Source organism: Candidatus Blochmannia sansabeanus (nom. nud.) (genome assembly GCF_059935345.1).
Genome location: NZ_CP011795.1, coordinates 668717 through 686682, shown reverse-complemented (window position 1 = coordinate 686682; position 17966 = coordinate 668717). Strand labels below are relative to the sequence as shown.

Here is a 17966-nt window from a genome sequence, read left to right as displayed (position 1 = left end):
ATGTAATCCTCTTTAATATTTTATATTTTTGGAAATTTTTATGTCTCTCACAAAAGAACAAATTTTAGATGCTATTTCCAATATGTCTGTTGTGGAAATAGTTAAATTAACTTCTATGATGGAAGAAAAATTTGGAGTGTCTACTGCTTCATTAGTCACTGTTGAACAACCCGATGCATCAGAGCCACCTATAAAAGAACAAACCGAATTTAATGTTTTTTTAACCGCCATTGGCAACAACAAAATTCCTGTAATTAAAACTGTACGAAGTATTACTGGACTAGGGCTAAAAGAAGCAAAAGAATTAGTAGAATCTGCACCCGTAATTTTAAAAGAATCAATAAATAAAGATGATGCTGAAACCTTAAAAAAAACTTTAGAAACAGCAGGCGCAACCGTTGAAATTAAATAGAAATAAACCAATAATACTTTTCTATTGGTTGTTGACTATAAACTGTATGTTATTAACATCAAAATGATGTTTAATTTTAAACAACATAAAATGATGATATTTCAATATTTTATGTATTTCAACTGCAAAAACGCACAAGTATTTTATATATGTACATCTACGTTCAAAATAATATATACAGTAAATTTACTACTATATGTTAGGTTATAATATAGCAGCTAACTTATTTCTTGAAAAACAATCATCCATATTAATTAATCGAGGAACTTTATGGTGTATTCCTATACTGAAAAGAAACGTATTCGTAAAGACTTTGGAAAACGTCCTCAAGTTTTAGATATTCCATATCTTCTTTCTATTCAGCTTGATTCTTTTCAAAAATTTATTAGGCATGATCCAGAAAGACAATGTGGATTAGAAACAGCTTTTAGATCTGTTTTCCCCATTAAAAGCTATAACGGTAATGCTGAGCTAAGATACATTAAATATCGATTAGGAGAACCAACATTTGATGTAAAAGAATGCCAAACACGTGGTATCACTTTTTCTGCACCGTTACGCGTACGTCTGTGCTTAATTATTTACGAACGTGATGGATTAAATAACGTAATAAAGAATACTAAGGAACAAGAAGTATATATGGGTGAAATTCCACTTATGACCAATAACGGTACTTTTATTATTAATGGCATTGAGCGAGTCATTGTATCTCAATTACATAGAAGCCCCGGCGTATTTTTCGATAGTGATAAAGGTAAAACACATTCATCAGGAAAAGTATTATATAACGCACGTATTATCCCATATAGAGGATCTTGGTTAGATTTTGAATTTGATCTAAAAGATAATTTATTTGTACGTATTGATAGACGACGAAAGTTACCAGTAACAGTGATACTGCGTGCTTTAAATTATACTACTGATCAAATATTGAATATGTTCTTTAATAAAGTAATATATGAAATTCAAAATAATACATTATATATGCATCTAATCCCTGAAAGATTACGCGGCGAAACAGCATCCTTTGACATTATTGTTAATGGTATTACATATGTAAAAAAAGGACGGCGTATTGCAGCTAAACATATTAATCAATTAAAAAAAGACAATATTTCAAAAATTGAAATACCTATAGATTATATAATTGGCAAAGTTGTTATAAAAGACTACATTGACAAAAACACTAATGTGCTTATTGTTGCAGCTAATACAGAAATATCTACCGATATATTACATAACTTAATTCAGTCAGGATATAAATCCATAGAAACATTATTTAGCAATGATCTAGATTATGGTAATTATATTTCTGAAACCTTGCGTATTGATACAACCACTAATAGATTTGATGCACTAATAGAAATTTATCGTGTAATGCGCCCGGGAGAACCACCAACTAAAGAAGCTGCTGAATATTTATTTGAAAATCTATTTTTCTCAGAAGAACGTTATGACTTGTCTGCTGTAGGCAGAATGAAATTTAATCGTTCATTGCAACGAACACAAATAGAAGATTTAGGAATATTAAAAAAAGACGATATTGTTGATGTAATTAGAAAATTAATCGAGATTAGAAATGGTAAAGGAGATGTAGATGATATTGATCATTTAGGCAATCGACGTATTCGATCTGTAGGTGAAATGGCGGAAAATCAATTTAGAATTGGATTAGTTAGGGTAGAACGTGCAGTAAAAGAACGATTATCTTTGGGTGATTTAGATACGTTAACCCCCCAGGATTTAATTAATGCTAAACCAATTTCAGCTGCGGTAAGAGAATTTTTTACTTCTAGCCAATTATCTCAATTTATGGATCAAAATAATCCATTGTCAGAAATTACTCATAAACGTCGTATATCTGCCTTAGGGCCGGGAGGCTTAACTAGAGAACGCGCAGGATTTGAAGTACGTGATGTTCATCCCACACATTATGGTCGAGTCTGTCCCATAGAAACTCCAGAAGGACCAAATATAGGCTTAATTAACTCATTATCTGTATATGCCCGAGCTAACGAATACGGATTTTTAGAAACTCCATATCGTAAGGTTCAAAATGGTATCGTCAGTAATGATATTTATTATTTGTCTGCAATCGAAGAAAGTAATTTTGTTATTGCTCAAGCAAATACCAACCTAAATCCAATAGGAGAATTTATTGACGATTTAGTAACCTGTCGAAATAAAGGTGAATCTGGTCTTTTTAAAAAAGATCAAGTTGATTACATGGACGTCTCCACGCAACAAATAGTATCAGTTGCTGCCTCATTAATTCCTTTTTTAGAGCACGATGATGCTAATCGTGCTCTAATGGGTGCAAATATGCAACGTCAAGCCGTTCCCGTTTTATGTAGTGAAAAACCGTTAGTTGGCACTGGAATGGAACGTGCAGTCGCTATAGATTCCGGTGTCACCGCGATAGCTAAGCGCGGTGGGATCGTTAAATATGTAGATGCATCGCGTATTGTAATACATGTTAATAAGAATGAAACACATGATGAAGAGTCAGGAATTGATATCTATCATCTAACAAAATATATTCGATCAAATCAAAATACCTGTATTAATCAACGACCTTGTGTATCTTTAGAAGAATCAGTAGAACGTGGAGATGTAATAGCGGACGGTCCGTCCACTGATTTAGGAGAATTAGCGTTAGGACAAAATATGCGAATTGCCTTTATGCCTTGGAATGGATACAATTTTGAAGACTCAATGTTAGTTTCAGAACGTGTAGTACAAGAAGATAGATTTACAAGTATACATATTCAAGAATTGACTTGTGTATCTCGCGATACTAAATTAGGACCTGAAGAAATAACAGCTGATATTCCAAATGTAGGAGAAACAGCGTTATCTAAACTAGATGAATCTGGAATTATCTACATTGGAGCAGAAGTTATAGGGGGAGATATCCTCGTTGGAAAAGTTACACCTAAAGGAGAAACTCAATTAACACCAGAAGAAAAATTACTTCGTGCTATTTTTGGCGAAAAAGCCTCCGATGTTAAAGATTCATCCTTACGAGTTCCTAATGGAGTATGCGGTACTGTAATTGATGTACAAATATTTACTAGAGATGGTATTAACAAGGACAACCGTTCATTAGCAATTGAATCTGCTAAATTAAAACAAGTAAAAAAAGATTTAAATGAAGAATTCCAAATTTTTGAATCAGCTTTATTTGATCGAGTTTATGATATATTAATTGCGAGTGGCATCGAAAAAGAACAATTAATTAACATTAACCGTGATTCTTGGTTAAATCTGATACTATCAGATACAAAAAAACAACATCAATTATCTCAATTAACTAAACAATATTTTAATTTAAAACGTATTTTTGAAAAAAAAACAGAAATTCAACATCGTAAAATTACTCAAGGAGATGAATTAGCTCCTGGTATATTAAAAATAGTTAAAGTATATCTAGCCGTGAAACGTCAAATACAGCCTGGAGATAAAATGGCTGGACGACACGGAAATAAAGGTGTAATTTCAAAAATTAACCCTATCGAAGATATGCCATATGATCAAAATGGAATACCAATAGATATCGTGCTTAATCCTCTTGGAGTACCATCTCGAATGAATATTGGTCAAATTTTAGAAACTCATCTTGGTATGGCCGCGAAAGGTATTGGGGACAAAATAAACTTCATGTTACAAACATACAAAGAAATAAATCAATTAAGAAAATTTATTCAAAAAGCATATGACTTAGGAGAAAGATCACGACAACACATTGATCTTAATAAATTTTCAGATGCAGAAATATTGCAATTAGCTAAGAATTTGAAAGAAGGAATACCTATTGCTACTCCAGTATTTGACGGGGCTACAGAAAAAGAAATTAAAGATCTTTTACAATTATCTGGATTACCAACTTCTGGTCAAATTACATTATTTGATGGATGTACAGGAGAAGTGTTTGAAAGAAAAGTTACTGTAGGTTATATGTACATGTTGAAATTAAATCACTTAGTAGATGATAAGATGCATGCACGTTCTACCGGTTCTTATAGTTTAGTAACACAACAACCATTAGGAGGAAAAGCTCAATTTGGAGGACAACGTTTTGGTGAAATGGAAGTATGGGCATTAGAAGCTTATGGTGCATCATATACTTTGCAAGAAATGTTAACGGTAAAATCAGATGATGTAAATGGACGCACTAGAATGTATAAAAATATTGTTGATGGAAATCATATAATGGACCCCGGTATGCCTGAATCTTTCAACGTTTTATTAAAAGAAATTCGTTCTTTAGCAATTAACATCGAACTAGAAGATTAATATTTAAATTTAAAATCTGTGTAACAAATTTACTATTATATATTTATATAATATTTATACATTCAACAAATATAACTCTAATAAAGGCTCTCTGTGAAAGATTTACTTAAATTTTTTAAGATGCAACCTACCCAGGTAGAAGAATTTAATGCAATTAAAATTGCACTTGCTTCTCCAGACATGATTAGATCTTGGTCTTTTGGCGAAGTAAAAAAACCAGAAACTATTAATTACCGCACTTTTAAACCCGAGCGAGATGGTTTATTTTGTGCACGCATTTTTGGTCCTATTAAAGATTACGAATGTCTATGTGGTAAATATAAACGTCTAAAACATCGTGGAGTAGTCTGTGAAAAATGCGGAGTAGAAGTGACACAAAGCAAAGTACGACGAGAACGTATGGGACATATTGAATTAGCTTCTCCTACTGCTCATATTTGGTTCTTAAAATCATTACCGTCACGTATTGGATTATTATTGGATATGCCATTACGTGATATCGAACGTGTTCTATACTTTGAATCCTATGTAGTAATCGAAAATGGTATGACTAATCTCGAATGTCGCCAAATCTTAACTGAAGAAGAATATTTAGACGCATTAGAAGAATTTGGAGATGAATTCGAAGCAAAAATGGGAGCTGAAGCCATTCAAATTTTATTGAAAAATAAAAATTTAAAAAACGAATGCGAATTTCTTAGAGAAACGTTAGAAGATAGTCATTCCGAAACTAAACGTAAAAAAATAACAAAACGTATAAAATTAATTGAAGCATTTATATATTCTGAAAATAAACCTGAATGGATGATTCTAAATGTACTACCAGTACTTCCTCCAGATTTAAGACCACTAGTCCCATTAGATGGAGGACGTTTTGCTACTTCCGATTTAAATGATTTATACCGTCGTGTTATTAACAGAAACAATAGATTAAAACGATTATTAGATTTGTCCGCTCCAGAAATTATAGTACGTAATGAAAAAAGAATGCTTCAAGAAGCAGTAGATGCATTACTAGATAACGGACGTAGAGGTCGTGCGATTACCGGTTCCAATAAACGTCCTTTAAAATCTTTAGCTGATATGATTAAAGGCAAACAAGGTAGATTTCGCCAAAATCTTTTAGGAAAACGTGTTGATTATTCTGGTCGTTCAGTAATTACTGTTGGTCCCTATTTAAAACTACATCAATGTGGACTGCCAAAAAAAATGGCCTTAGAATTATTTAAACCATTTATTTATGGAAAATTAGAATTAAAAGGATTTGCTAGTACTATCAAAGCTGCAAAGAAAATGGTAGATAGAGAAGAAGCAGTAGTGTGGGACATTCTTGATAATGTAATTCGCGAGCATCCAGTAATGTTAAATCGTGCTCCTACATTACATAGATTAGGTATTCAAGCTTTTGAACCAGTATTAGTAGAAGGAAAAGCCATTCAATTACACCCACTAGTCTGCGCTGCATATAATGCTGATTTTGATGGAGATCAAATGGCAGTACATGTACCGTTGACATTAGAAGCTCAATTAGAAGCGAGAGCTTTAATGATGTCTACCAACAATATATTATCTCCTGCTAATGGAGAACCCATTATTGTTCCATCTCAAGACGTAGTATTAGGTTTATACTATATGACACGCGAACGTATAAATTCTAAAGGAGAAGGAATGATATTAACTGGACCAAAAGAAGCAGAATACCTTTATCGTCTAGGTTTAGCTGAACTACATGCTCGTATCAAGATACGTATTACTGAATATGAATATGAAAAAAATGGAAAATGGTTAGAAAAAACCAATATTGTTAATAGTACAATAGGACGTGCCATTTTTTGGATGATTATACCCAAAGGACTACCATTTACATTAGTCAATCAAGTATTAGGGAAAAAAGCTATATCTACAATGTTAAATAGCTGCTATCGTTTACTAGGATTAAAAGCTACTGTTATATTAGCTGATCAAATTATGTATACTGGATTCGCATACGCTGCTCGTTCTGGTGCTTCTGTCGGTATTGATGATATGATTATTCCTGAAAAAAAAGCTAATATAATTGATGAAGCAGAATCTGAAGTGGCCGAAATACAAGAACAATTTCAGACTGGATTGGTTACAGCAGGTGAACGCTACAATAAAGTTATTGATATATGGGCTGCAGCTAACGAACGAGTAGCGCAAGCAATGATGGATAATTTAGCCACTGAAACTGTAACCAATCGGAATGGGCAAGTAGAAATACAAGCATCGTTCAATAATATTTTTATGATGGCAGATTCTGGAGCACGTGGATCAGCAGCACAAATACGCCAACTTGCCGGTATGCGCGGTTTAATGGCAAAACCAGATGGATCAATTATTGAAACGCCTATTACTGCAAATTTCCGAGAAGGATTAAATGTATTGCAGTATTTTATTTCTACGCATGGAGCCCGTAAAGGATTAGCTGATACCGCTTTAAAAACAGCTAATTCTGGTTATTTAACACGACGTCTAGTTGATGTAGCTCAGGATTTAGTAATTACACAAGATGATTGTAACACATTTTCCGGCATCATAATTAGCCCTGTCATTGAAGGCGGAGATGTAAAAGAACCTCTACGAGAGCGTGTATTAGGTCGGGTTTTGGCAGAAAATATTTTAGAATCTAATAAAGATGCTACTAAAGTATTAATTAAACGCAATACTTTGTTAGACGAATATTGGTGTGATGTTCTAGATGAACATTCAATTGATACTATTAAAGTGCGATCTGTTGTTACCTGTGATACTGATTTTGGTGTATGCGCAAAATGTTATGGCCGAGATTTAGCTAGAGGACAACTTGTAAATAAAGGAGAAGCAATTGGTGTTATTGCAGCTCAATCTATAGGCGAACCAGGCACTCAATTAACAATGCGTACCTTTCATATCGGTGGAGCTGCTTCTAGATCTGCTTCAGAGTCAAGCGTTCAAATCAAAAATAAAGGTACTGTTCACTTAAAAAACATTAAATCTGTAATAAACGGAGAAGGGAAATTAGTAATCACATCTCGTAACACCGAACTTAAAATTATCGATCAATTTTCTCGTACTAAAGAAAGCTATAAAGTACCTTATGGGGCCATAATCACAAAAAAAAATGGAGAATCAGTAACACATGGAGAAATAGTAGCTTATTGGGATCCACATACTATGCCAGTGATTGCAGAAGTAAGCGGATTTATTCAATTTGTTGATATGGTAGATGGACAAAGCATTGTTAAACAAACTGATGAATTAACAGGATTAACCTCTATTGTAGTATTGGATACTTCTGAACGTGTAAGTGGGGCTAAAGATTTAAGACCCACATTAAAAATAGTAGATATTAATGGTTACGATATTTTTATTCCCGGCACAGATGTTCCAGTACAATATTTTTTGCCTGGTAGAAGTGTGATCCAGTTAGTTAATGGATCAAGAATTATTTGTGGAGATACATTAGCAAGATTACCACATGAAAGCGGTGGTACTAAAGATATTACTGGTGGTTTACCACGTGTTGCAGACCTATTCGAAGCACGTCGGCCAAAAGAATCAGCAATTTTAGCAGAAATTAGCGGAACAATCTCTTTTGGAAAAGAAACAAAAGGGAAACGACGTTTAGTGATCTCTCCCATAAATGATGATGGGGATATTTATGAAGAAATGATTCCAAAATGGCGGCATCTTAATGTTTTTGAAGGTGAATACGTAGATCGCGGAGATATTATTTCTGATGGTCCAGAATCTCCACACGACATTTTAAGATTACGTGGAGTACATGCAGTAACTCGTTATATTGTCAATGAAGTACAAGATGTTTATCGTTTACAAGGAGTGAAAATTAACGATAAACATATAGAGGTCATTGTGCGACAAATGTTACGTAAAGCTACTATCATTCGATCAGGAAATTCTGATTTTTTAGTAGGTGAACAAGTAGAATATTCACGTATTAAAATTGCTAACCGAAAACTAGAAAATGAAGGGAAAATAAAAATAAGTTTTATGCGCAACTTATTAGGAATAACTAAAGCATCATTGGCTACAGAATCATTTATTTCTGCAGCATCTTTTCAAGAAACAACACGCGTATTAACTGAATCATCCGTAGCTGGGAAAAGAGATGAACTGCGCGGCCTTAAAGAAAATGTTATTGTTGGCAGATTAATTCCAGCCGGCACTGGCTACTCTTACCATCAAGAACGTTTATATCACCGTCGTCATCTCAGTAATAAGAATGAAATAGAAAAATCCAAAATAACAACAACACATATTTCTTCTCAAATTACAGCAGATGAAGCATCAGCAAACTTAACTGAATTGTTAAATGCGACATAAATTTTATCTCTTTTTAATAATTATGTAGATAGGATAATAACTATCTACATAATAGTGGTGTAGATTTGAAGAATAATAAATTACAGTAAATAATTGGTAATGTACATTAAACATATAAAACATAATTCGATACATCCTAAACTTAAATATAAATAATAATGCAATTGTTTTATGTTTTTAAAATAAATCCTCTAACTTTATATCGACATTGAGCATATAAAACCCTATATTCATCTTATACATATCTACAAGAAAGAAATAAATAGTAATAATATTTACTACTAAATTTACAGATGTCGTCTACATATAACCACAAACTTTACAATTAGTATTTATATTTATATAAATAAAATAAATTTTTTCAAAATTATGTTTTAAGAGTCAATGCCTAAAATGACGAATACGTGTGAAAATCATCGAGATACCATATCTATCAGCAGTTTTAATAACTTCCTGATCTCGAATAGATCCTCCTGGTTGTATGATACAACTAATACCTACTTCAGATGCAATACGTATTACATCAGGAAAAGGAAAAAAAGCATCAGAAGCCATCACTGATCCTTGAGTATTCAATATACCTGGTTCTTTGAAAGACACGGCTATTTTTACTGCATGCACGCGATTCATTTGGCCACTACCAATTCCGATTGTTTGATAATTTTTACCACAAACAATTGCATTAGATTTAACAAATTTAACTATCTTCCAACAGAACAATGCATCTTTCATTTCTTTGTTTGTTGGCTGACGAATAGTAACTGTGACCAGAGATTGTAAATCTGTCATAACATCATAATCCTGTATCAATAATCCTCCATTAATACGTTTAAAATCTATATCTGATTTCTTCATAGTCCATGCCCCGCATTCCAATACTCGTATATGTTTTTTACTAGATAAAATGCTAAGACAATCTCGATCAATACCTGGCGCTACAATTGCTTCTACAAATTGTCGCTTCACGATAGTTTGAGCCGTGTGTTTATCTAAATCTCTATTAAAAGCAATAATCCCTCCAAATGCAGAAATAGGATCTGATTGATAAGCTTTAACATATGCTGAGCTAATTGTATTAGAAGTAGCAACACCACATGGATTAGTGTGTTTAACAATTACACAAGTTGGGTCATCAAACATTTTTACACATTCCAAAGCCGTATCCATATCCAAAACATTATTATAAGACAATGACTTTCCTTGTAATTGATGAGCAGTGGCAATAGATCCTATTTGTTTCGAACATGTATCTGTATAAAATGCTGCTCGTTGATGCGGATTTTCTCCATAACGCATATCTTGTTTTTTTGTAAATTTAAGATTCATAAAAGTTAAATTTTTGGGAAAATAATGACAGGGTTCATTATAATCATCTTCATTAGCCATGGGAACACAACGATTATTTTGCAATTGATAATTAAAATAATTAGAAATTTCATTATCATATTCAGCAACATATTTAAATGCTTTTGCAGCCAAGTGAAAACGGGTTTTTAAACTAAGTAATCCATTATAATAATTAATTTCATCTAAAATTTTTCCATAACTATTGCTACTGACCACAGTGGCTACATCTCTATAATTTTTTGCTGCTGCCCTTACCATACTTGGGCCGCTAATATCAATATGTTCCAATATTTCTTCTTCAGAAGATATTTTATTTTGCATCAACAAAGAGTTAAATGAATAAAAATTAATTACCACCATATCAATTGGTTGAATATTATATTGATGCATAACAGCATCATCTAATCCTCGTCTACCAAGAATTCCAGCATATATCTTGTAATGTAACGTTTTGATACGTCCATTCATTATTTCAGGTAACTTAATATAATCAGAAACTTTAAATACTGGTAACCCAGCATCTGCTAATACTTGAGCTGTACCTCCAGTTGATAATAATTGAATGCCCCGTTCAATTAATGATTGAGCAAATTCTAAAATATTAGATTTATCAAACACACTAATTAACACACGACGAATGAACAATGATGATTGCATCATAGTATCCTCATAACAACAAGTTAAACTACAATATTAATTACAATCTTACAACATTACACGTAATAACATAATTATAATATTATTATATATTATTTCCTAAAATATTAAATTATTTGGATAATTTTGACATAATCATAAAAAATTAATTTAACACTTCAAGTAATAATTATTGAATCATAAAAATAATCTTAAATACTATTGACATTAACTAAAATCAATGTTAATAATGTACTTATTTCGTTTGAGAAATAATCTCAAGTATTTCTAATCGAAATATAGTTCTTTAAAAATTAAATTTTAGGTAATTTATGTGGGCACTTACGCAAATATGAAAGATAATACGGTGCCATTTATAAAATATAAAAAGAAAGCTGATTAATTAGTGGTTATATAAGAAATTAATCTGTTTATTTGTTGTAAATGGAAACTAATTTAAATTGAAGAGTTTGATCATGGCTCAGATTGAACGCTGACGGTAAGCTTAACACATGCAAGTCGAGCGGCAGCAGGAGCGGCAGTTTTGCTGCTCTGATTGGCAAGCGGCGAACGGGTGAGTAATGTCTGGGGATCTGCCCGATGGAGGGGGATAACTATTGGAAACGATAGCTAATACCGCATAAAGTCATACAGACCAAAGTAGGGGACTTTTTTTATTGTACGCAATAAAAAAAGCCTTATGCTATCGGATGAACCCAGATAGGATTAGCTAGTAGGCGGGGTAATAGCCCACCTAGGCCACGATCCTTAGCTGGTCTGAGAGGACGATCAGCCACACTGGAACTGAGACACGGTCCAGACTCCTACGGGAGGCAGCAGTGGGGAATATTGCACAATGGGGGAAACCCTGATGCAGCTATACCGTGTGTGTGAAGAAGGCCTTCGGGTTGTAAAGCACTTTCAATGGGGAAGAATTTAATTTTGATAATACCAATTTTAATTGACGTTACCTATATAAGAAGCACCGGCTAACTCCGTGCCAGCAGCCGCGGTAATACGGAGGGTGCAAGCGTTAATCGGAATTACTGGGCGTAAAGCGTGCGTAGGTGGTTTATTAAGTCAGATGTGAAATCCCTGAGCTTAACTTAGGAACTGCATTTGAAACTGATAAGCTAGAGTTCCGTAGAGGGGGGTAGAATTCCAGGTGTAGCGGTGAAATGCGTAGAGATCTGGAGGAATACCAGTGGCGAAGGCGGCCCCCTAGACGAAAACTGACACTCAAGTACGAAAGCATGGGGAGCAAACAGGATTAGATACCCTGGTAGTCCATGCCGTAAACGATGTCGATTTGAAGGTTGCAGACTTTGATTTGTGGCTTTCGAAGCTAACGCGTTAAATCGACCGCCTGGGGAGTACGACCGCAAGGTTAAAACTCAAATGAATTGACGGGGGCCCGCACAAGCGGTGGAGCATGTGGTTTAATTCGATGCAACACGAAGAACCTTACCTACTCTTGACATCCAAAGAATCACATAGAAATATGAGAGTGCCTTAGGGAACTTTGAGACAGGTGCTGCATGGCTGTCGTCAGCTCGTGTTGTGAAATGTTGGGTTAAGTCCCGCAACGAGCGCAACCCTTATCCTTTGTTGCCAACGAGTAAAGCCGGGAACTCAAAGGAGACTGCCGGTGATAAACCGGAGGAAGGTGAGGATGACGTCAAGTCATCATGGCCCTTATGAGTAGGGCTACAAACGTGCTACAATGGCGTATACAAAGAGAAGCAATCTCGTAAGAGCAAGCAAACCTCATAAAGTACGTCTTAGTCCGGATTGGAGTCTGCAACTCGACTCCATGAAGTCGGAATCGCTAGTAATCGTGGATCAGAATGTCACGGTGAATACGTTCCCGGGCCTTGTACACACCGCCCGTCACACCATGGAAGTGGGTTGCAAAAGAAGTAAGTAGTTTAACCTTCGGGAGGGCGCTTACCACTTTGTGATTCATGACTGGGGTGAAGTCGTAACAAGGTAACCGTAGGGGAACCTGCGGTTGGATCACCTCCTTACTTATCAAGAGTAATATAAGCGAAGTGCCCACATAGATTATTTAATGTTTTTAGAGATTTAACTAAAAATATGGTACGAAAATGCCAAGTCTTTATTTTGTTGCAACTAGAAATCGCGGGTCCCCTTCGTCTAGAGGTCTAGGACACTGCCCTTTCACGGCGGCAACAGGGGTTCAAAGCCCCTAGGGGACAGTTTAACTTTTATAAATAAAATTTTGGTATTTTATAGCTCTTTAACAATTAGGATGAAATTAAACCTTACACTTTTAAAAAGTTAAGAATGAATACTATTATATTGAAGGTTATTAAATATACAACAAACACATTAAGATAAGCGTGTTCATGTAGTATAAATAAATATAATTTATTTAATTAAATTAGAAGTCTGAGGATTGCGAAGTTAAGTAATTTAAGCGTACACGGTGAATGCCTTGGCAGTCAAAGGCGATGAAGGACGTGCTGATCTGCGAAAAGCATCGGTAAGCTGATGTGAAGCGTTTTTAACCGGTGATTTCCGAATGGGGAAACCCAATGCAAGATAAATTGTGCATTATCATTTAGTAAATTCATAGCTAAATGAAGCAAACCAGAGGAACTGAAACATCTTAGTACTCTGAGGAACAGAAATCAATTTGAGATTCCCTTAGTAGTGGCGAGCGAACAGGGAACAGCCCAGAGTTATATGATACCACTTATATATTAAGAGAATAATTTGGAAAAATTAGCAATATAGAGTGATAGCCTCGTATCTGAAAATATATTAGTTATCGTAACTCAACGAGTAGGACGAAACACGTGACATTTTGTCTGAAGATGGGGGGACCATCCTCCAAGGCTAAATACTCTTGACTGACCGATAGTGAACCAGTACCGTGAGGGAAAGGCGAAAAGAACCCCGGCTAGGGGAGTGAAATAGAACCTGAAACCGTGTACGTACAAGCAGTAGGAGCGCAGATTGTTATTTATTTGTGTGACTGCGTACCTTTTGTATAATGGGTCAGCGACTTATATTCTGTAGCAAGGTTAACTAAATAAGGGAGCCATAGGGAAACCGAGTCTTAACTGGGCGTTAAGTTGCAGGATATAGACCCGAAACCCGGTGATCTAACCATGAACAGGTTGAAAATTAGGTAACACTGATTGGAGGACCGAACCGACTAATGTTGAAAAATTAGCGGATGATTTGTGGTTAGGGGTGAAAGGCCAATCAAACCGGGAGATAGCTGGTTCTCCCCGAAAGCTATTTAGGTAGCGCCTCGTAAACTCATCTTTGGGGGTAGAGCACTGTTTCGACTAGGGGTCTTCCCAGGCTACCAACTCGATGCAAACTACGAATACCAAAGAATGCTATTACGGGAGACACACGGCGGGTGCTAACATTCGTCGTGAAGAGGGAAACAACCCAGATCGCCAGCTAAGGTCCCTAAGTCATGATTAAGTGGGAAACGATGTGAGAAGGCTTAGACAGCCAGGATGTTGGCTTAGAAGCAGCCATCATTTAAAGAAAGCGTAATAGCTCACTGGTCGAGTCGGCTTGCGCGGAAGATGTAACGGGGCTAAATCATGCACCGAAGCTGCGGCAATACATATTTTATAATTTAATATTTTTGTTCATTTAATCATGTTAAATATAAAATTTATTGGGTAGGGGAGCGTTCTGTAAGCCTGAGAAGGTGTGTTGTAAAACATGCTGGAGGTATCAGAAGTGCGAATGCTGACATAAGTAACGATAAAGCGGGTGAAAAACCCGCTCGCCGAAAAACTAAGGGTTCCTGTCCAACGTTAATCGGGGCAGGGTAAGTCGACCCCTAAGGCGAGGCCAACAGGCGTAGCTGATGGGAAACAGGTTAATATTCCTGTACTAGATTTAACTGCGATGGGGTGACGAAGAAAGCTAGATTCTCCGAGGATCGGTAGTCTCGGTTTAAACGTGTAAGCGGAAAGATTCAGGAAAATCCATTCTTTCTAACGCTGAGGCGCTATGACGAGCCATCTTGATGGCGAAGGAATTAATGCTATGCTTCCAGGAAAATCCTCTAAGCTTCAGGTTAAATCTAATCGTACCACAAACCGACACAGGTGGTTAGGTAGAGAATACTCAGGCGCTTGAGAGAACTCGGGTGAAGGAACTAGGCAAAATAGTGCCGTAACTTCGGGAGAAGGCACGCTGGAATGTAAGTGAAAGAACAATATAACATATTGCTTCTCAAGCTGAACCCAGTCGAAGATACCAGCTGGCTGCAACTGTTTATTAAAAACACAGCACTGTGCAAACACGAAAGTGGACGTATACGGTGTGACGCCTGCCCGGTGCCGGAAGGTTAATTGAAGGGGTTATCTTTTTTGTTATGGAGAAAAGCTCTTGATCGAAGCCTCGGTAAACGGCGGCCGTAACTATAACGGTCCTAAGGTAGCGAAATTCCTTGTCGGGTAAGTTCCGACCTGCACGAATGGCGTAATGATGGCCAGACTGTCTCCACCCGAGACTCAGTGAAATTGAATTCGCCGTGAAGATGCGGCGTACCCGCGGCAAGACGGAAAGACCCCGTGAACCTTTACTATAACTTGATACTGAATGTCAAATATTGATGTGTAGGATAGGTGGGAGGCTATGAAGTAAAAGCGCAAGCCTTTATGGAGCCGTCCTTGAAATACCACCCTTTAACATTTGATATTCTAACTTAGGTCCGTTATCCGGACCAAGGACAGTGTCTGGTAGGTAGTTTGACTGGGGCGGTCTCCTCCCAAAGAGTAACGGAGGAGCACAAAGGTTAGCTAATCACGGTTGGACATCGTGAGGTTAGTGCAAAGGCATAAGCTAGCTTAACTGCGAGAGTGACGATTCGAGCAGATGCGAAAGCAGGTCTTAGTGATCCGGTGGTTCTGAATGGAAAGGCCATCGCTCAACGGATAAAAGGTACTCCGGGGATAACAGGCTAATACCGCCCAAGAGTTCATATCGACGGCGGTGTTTGGCACCTCGATGTCGGCTCATCACATCCTGGGGCTGAAGTAGGTCCCAAGGGTATGGCTGTTCGCCATTTAAAGTGGTACGCGAGCTGGGTTTAGAACGTCGTGAGACAGTTCGGTCCCTATCTGCCGTGGGCGTTGGAAGATTGAGAGGGGCTGCTCCTAGTACGAGAGGACCGGAGTGGACGCACCGCTGGTGTTCGGGTTGTCATGCCAATGGCATTGCCCGGTAGCTACGTGCGGAAAAGATAACCGCTGAAAGCATATAAGCGGGAAACTTGCCTCAAGATGAGTCTTCCCAGAGGATAAAAGTCCTCCTAAAGGGACGTTAAAGACGATGACGTTGATAGGTCGGGTGTATAAGCACTGTGAAGTGTTAAGCTAACCGATACTAATGACCCGTGAGAACTTAACTTCGCAATACCTGAGACTTCTTATAACAAGAAAAACTGTACCTTTTATAAAAAGGAAAGAATAAAACAACGTAAAAATTTTATTTCTACAAAATGCGGTTGATCAACCGATCGAACCTAAATTTGTGAATTTTGTGCAGAAACTGTCCTACTTTCACGGGATAGTTTGATATGTGTTGCAACGACGTATAATGCATAATTGATCTAGTATGCGTACGAATAGTATTCAATTCCTTATTATTTTGATTTAACAGTACCTTACACGGATCATGTACAAGCAAGGCATTTTCTAAATCAAATCTCAAAGATCTGGGATTTAAGTTGTTTCCAGTAAGTAACTGCCATTCATCATCTACCCAAATTCCTTTAACATGATATCCATTGTTACCTTCTCTCCACATTCGCACTATCAACTGTTTGTTATCAACATAACATTGCAACTTTTTTAAAAAACAACGCAAATTTAATTCATACAAATACGGTAAAACACTAATCAACGTAAATGGTTTATTAGAAGGAATATAAAAATCATTAGCAATCTTATCTCCTACAATAATCTCTATACTCCTTCCTTTATGTAATAAATAAACCAAAGTATTTAATAATACACTCGGCATATTAAAATATGGTGTACATAATATAATTTTATCCTTTGATGAACAAATTAAATGATAAATCGCCTGATTAAGCTCACTATTTTTACCTAAACCAACTAACGGAGCTATTGCTAATTCATTAAACGTTGCATTACCTTGATAAGAATAACACACTCTTCTTAAATTACGACGCAACAAACGAATATCATTTTTCCTATACTTATTTAATTTACTAAAAGAACCTTCATACCCCAATTTATTAATTACCCTTGAAGATAATAATTCTTTATCAATATAATCTAACATTATATTCGATAATTGACGATTCCGTATTATATGATATCGATCATATCGATACTTAGTATTAACATGTAAATACTCGTCACTTAAACTAGCTCCGCTATATAATATTTGATCATCAATAATAAATCCTTTCAAATGCAATACCCCTAATACCTCACTTACATTAATTGGTATTCCATATATCGAAATCTCAGTATTAGGACACTTACTTACAAGATCCATATACCAATCAATATTGGTATATTTTTTAGCTGAACCAATACGACTTCTCTTAGCGCGATGCCAATCCACCAAAATTCTAATTTTTATTTTTGGACGTATTTGCTTAACTCGAAATAAAGCATCAACTATCTTTTTACCACCTTGATCATCCTCTAGATAAAGTGTTACTAAACAAATATGATTACATGCTCTAGAAATAGCGTATAATAATTCATTACTAAATTCTTTAGGACTGTATAAAATCTTAAAATAATCCATTCTCTGAACAATTTTAGGTAACTCTATAAGAAATTTTTTATGATCATCAAACTTACTTAAAATATTAAATTTCATCTTTTATAATAACGAACAAAAAATATTTTCATATTACTCTGTACAATCAATACTCAAAAAATAATTA

At 35.7% G+C, this 17966-nt stretch carries 5 protein-coding genes, 1 tRNA gene and 2 rRNA genes; 6 read left to right on the top strand and 2 right to left on the bottom strand.

Annotation, left to right across the window (positions count from 1 at the left end):
• The first annotated feature begins 40 nt into the window (after positions 1-40).
• The 3 genes from rplL (at position 41) to rpoC (ending at position 9052) form a co-directional block, all read left to right on the top strand.
• Positions 41-412 (top strand): 50S ribosomal protein L7/L12, encoded by a 372-nt coding sequence (gene rplL, locus Bsans602_RS02895; RefSeq protein ID WP_500837019.1) that lies wholly within the window; start codon positions 41-43, stop codon positions 410-412.
• A gap of 270 nt (positions 413-682) precedes the next feature.
• Positions 683-4708: a DNA-directed RNA polymerase subunit beta gene (gene rpoB / locus Bsans602_RS02890; RefSeq protein ID WP_500837018.1), complete on the top strand. Its 4026-nt coding sequence runs from the start codon at positions 683-685 to the stop codon at positions 4706-4708.
• A gap of 120 nt (positions 4709-4828) precedes the next feature.
• Positions 4829-9052, top strand: a complete 4224-nt coding sequence (gene rpoC / locus Bsans602_RS02885) for a DNA-directed RNA polymerase subunit beta' (RefSeq protein ID WP_500837400.1) — start codon at positions 4829-4831, stop codon at positions 9050-9052.
• Between the two features lie 381 nt (positions 9053-9433).
• Here the strand turns inward: rpoC and purH are convergent, their stop codons facing one another.
• Positions 9434-11056: a bifunctional phosphoribosylaminoimidazolecarboxamide formyltransferase/IMP cyclohydrolase gene (gene purH, locus Bsans602_RS02880; protein WP_500837399.1), complete on the bottom strand. Its 1623-nt coding sequence runs from the start codon at positions 11054-11056 to the stop codon at positions 9434-9436.
• Positions 11057-11493: 437 nt separating this feature from the next.
• Here purH and Bsans602_RS02875 point away from each other — a divergent pair.
• The 3 genes from Bsans602_RS02875 (at position 11494) to Bsans602_RS02865 (ending at position 16448) form a co-directional block, all read left to right on the top strand.
• Positions 11494-13062 (top strand): 16S ribosomal RNA (locus Bsans602_RS02875).
• A gap of 119 nt (positions 13063-13181) precedes the next feature.
• Positions 13182-13254: transfer RNA gene (locus Bsans602_RS02870), tRNA-Glu, on the top strand.
• A gap of 207 nt (positions 13255-13461) precedes the next feature.
• Positions 13462-16448: ribosomal RNA gene (locus tag Bsans602_RS02865) — 23S ribosomal RNA — on the top strand.
• Together the 16S and 23S rRNA genes with 1 tRNA gene alongside form the textbook arrangement of a ribosomal RNA operon.
• 83 nt (positions 16449-16531) lie before the next feature.
• On the opposite strand, the gene pssA is transcribed toward Bsans602_RS02865, so the two are convergent.
• Positions 16532-17899, bottom strand: a complete 1368-nt coding sequence (gene pssA / locus Bsans602_RS02860; protein WP_500837017.1) for a CDP-diacylglycerol--serine O-phosphatidyltransferase — start codon at positions 17897-17899, stop codon at positions 16532-16534.
• Positions 17900-17966: the final 67 nt, after the last annotated feature.

What these genes read in the sequence shown, in the direction of transcription:
- rpoC (WP_500837400.1), top strand. Translation starts at nt 4,829, where the DNA reads ATGCAACCTACCCAGGTAGAAGAATTTAATGCAATTAAAATTGCACTT.
- purH (WP_500837399.1), bottom strand. Translation starts at nt 11,056, where the DNA reads ATGCAATCATCATTGTTCATTCGTCGTGTGTTAATTAGTGTGTTTGAT.
- rpoB (WP_500837018.1), top strand. Translation starts at nt 683, where the DNA reads ATGGTGTATTCCTATACTGAAAAGAAACGTATTCGTAAAGACTTTGGA.
- pssA (WP_500837017.1), bottom strand. Translation starts at nt 17,899, where the DNA reads ATGAAATTTAATATTTTAAGTAAGTTTGATGATCATAAAAAATTTCTT.
- rplL (WP_500837019.1), top strand. Translation starts at nt 41, where the DNA reads ATGTCTCTCACAAAAGAACAAATTTTAGATGCTATTTCCAATATGTCT.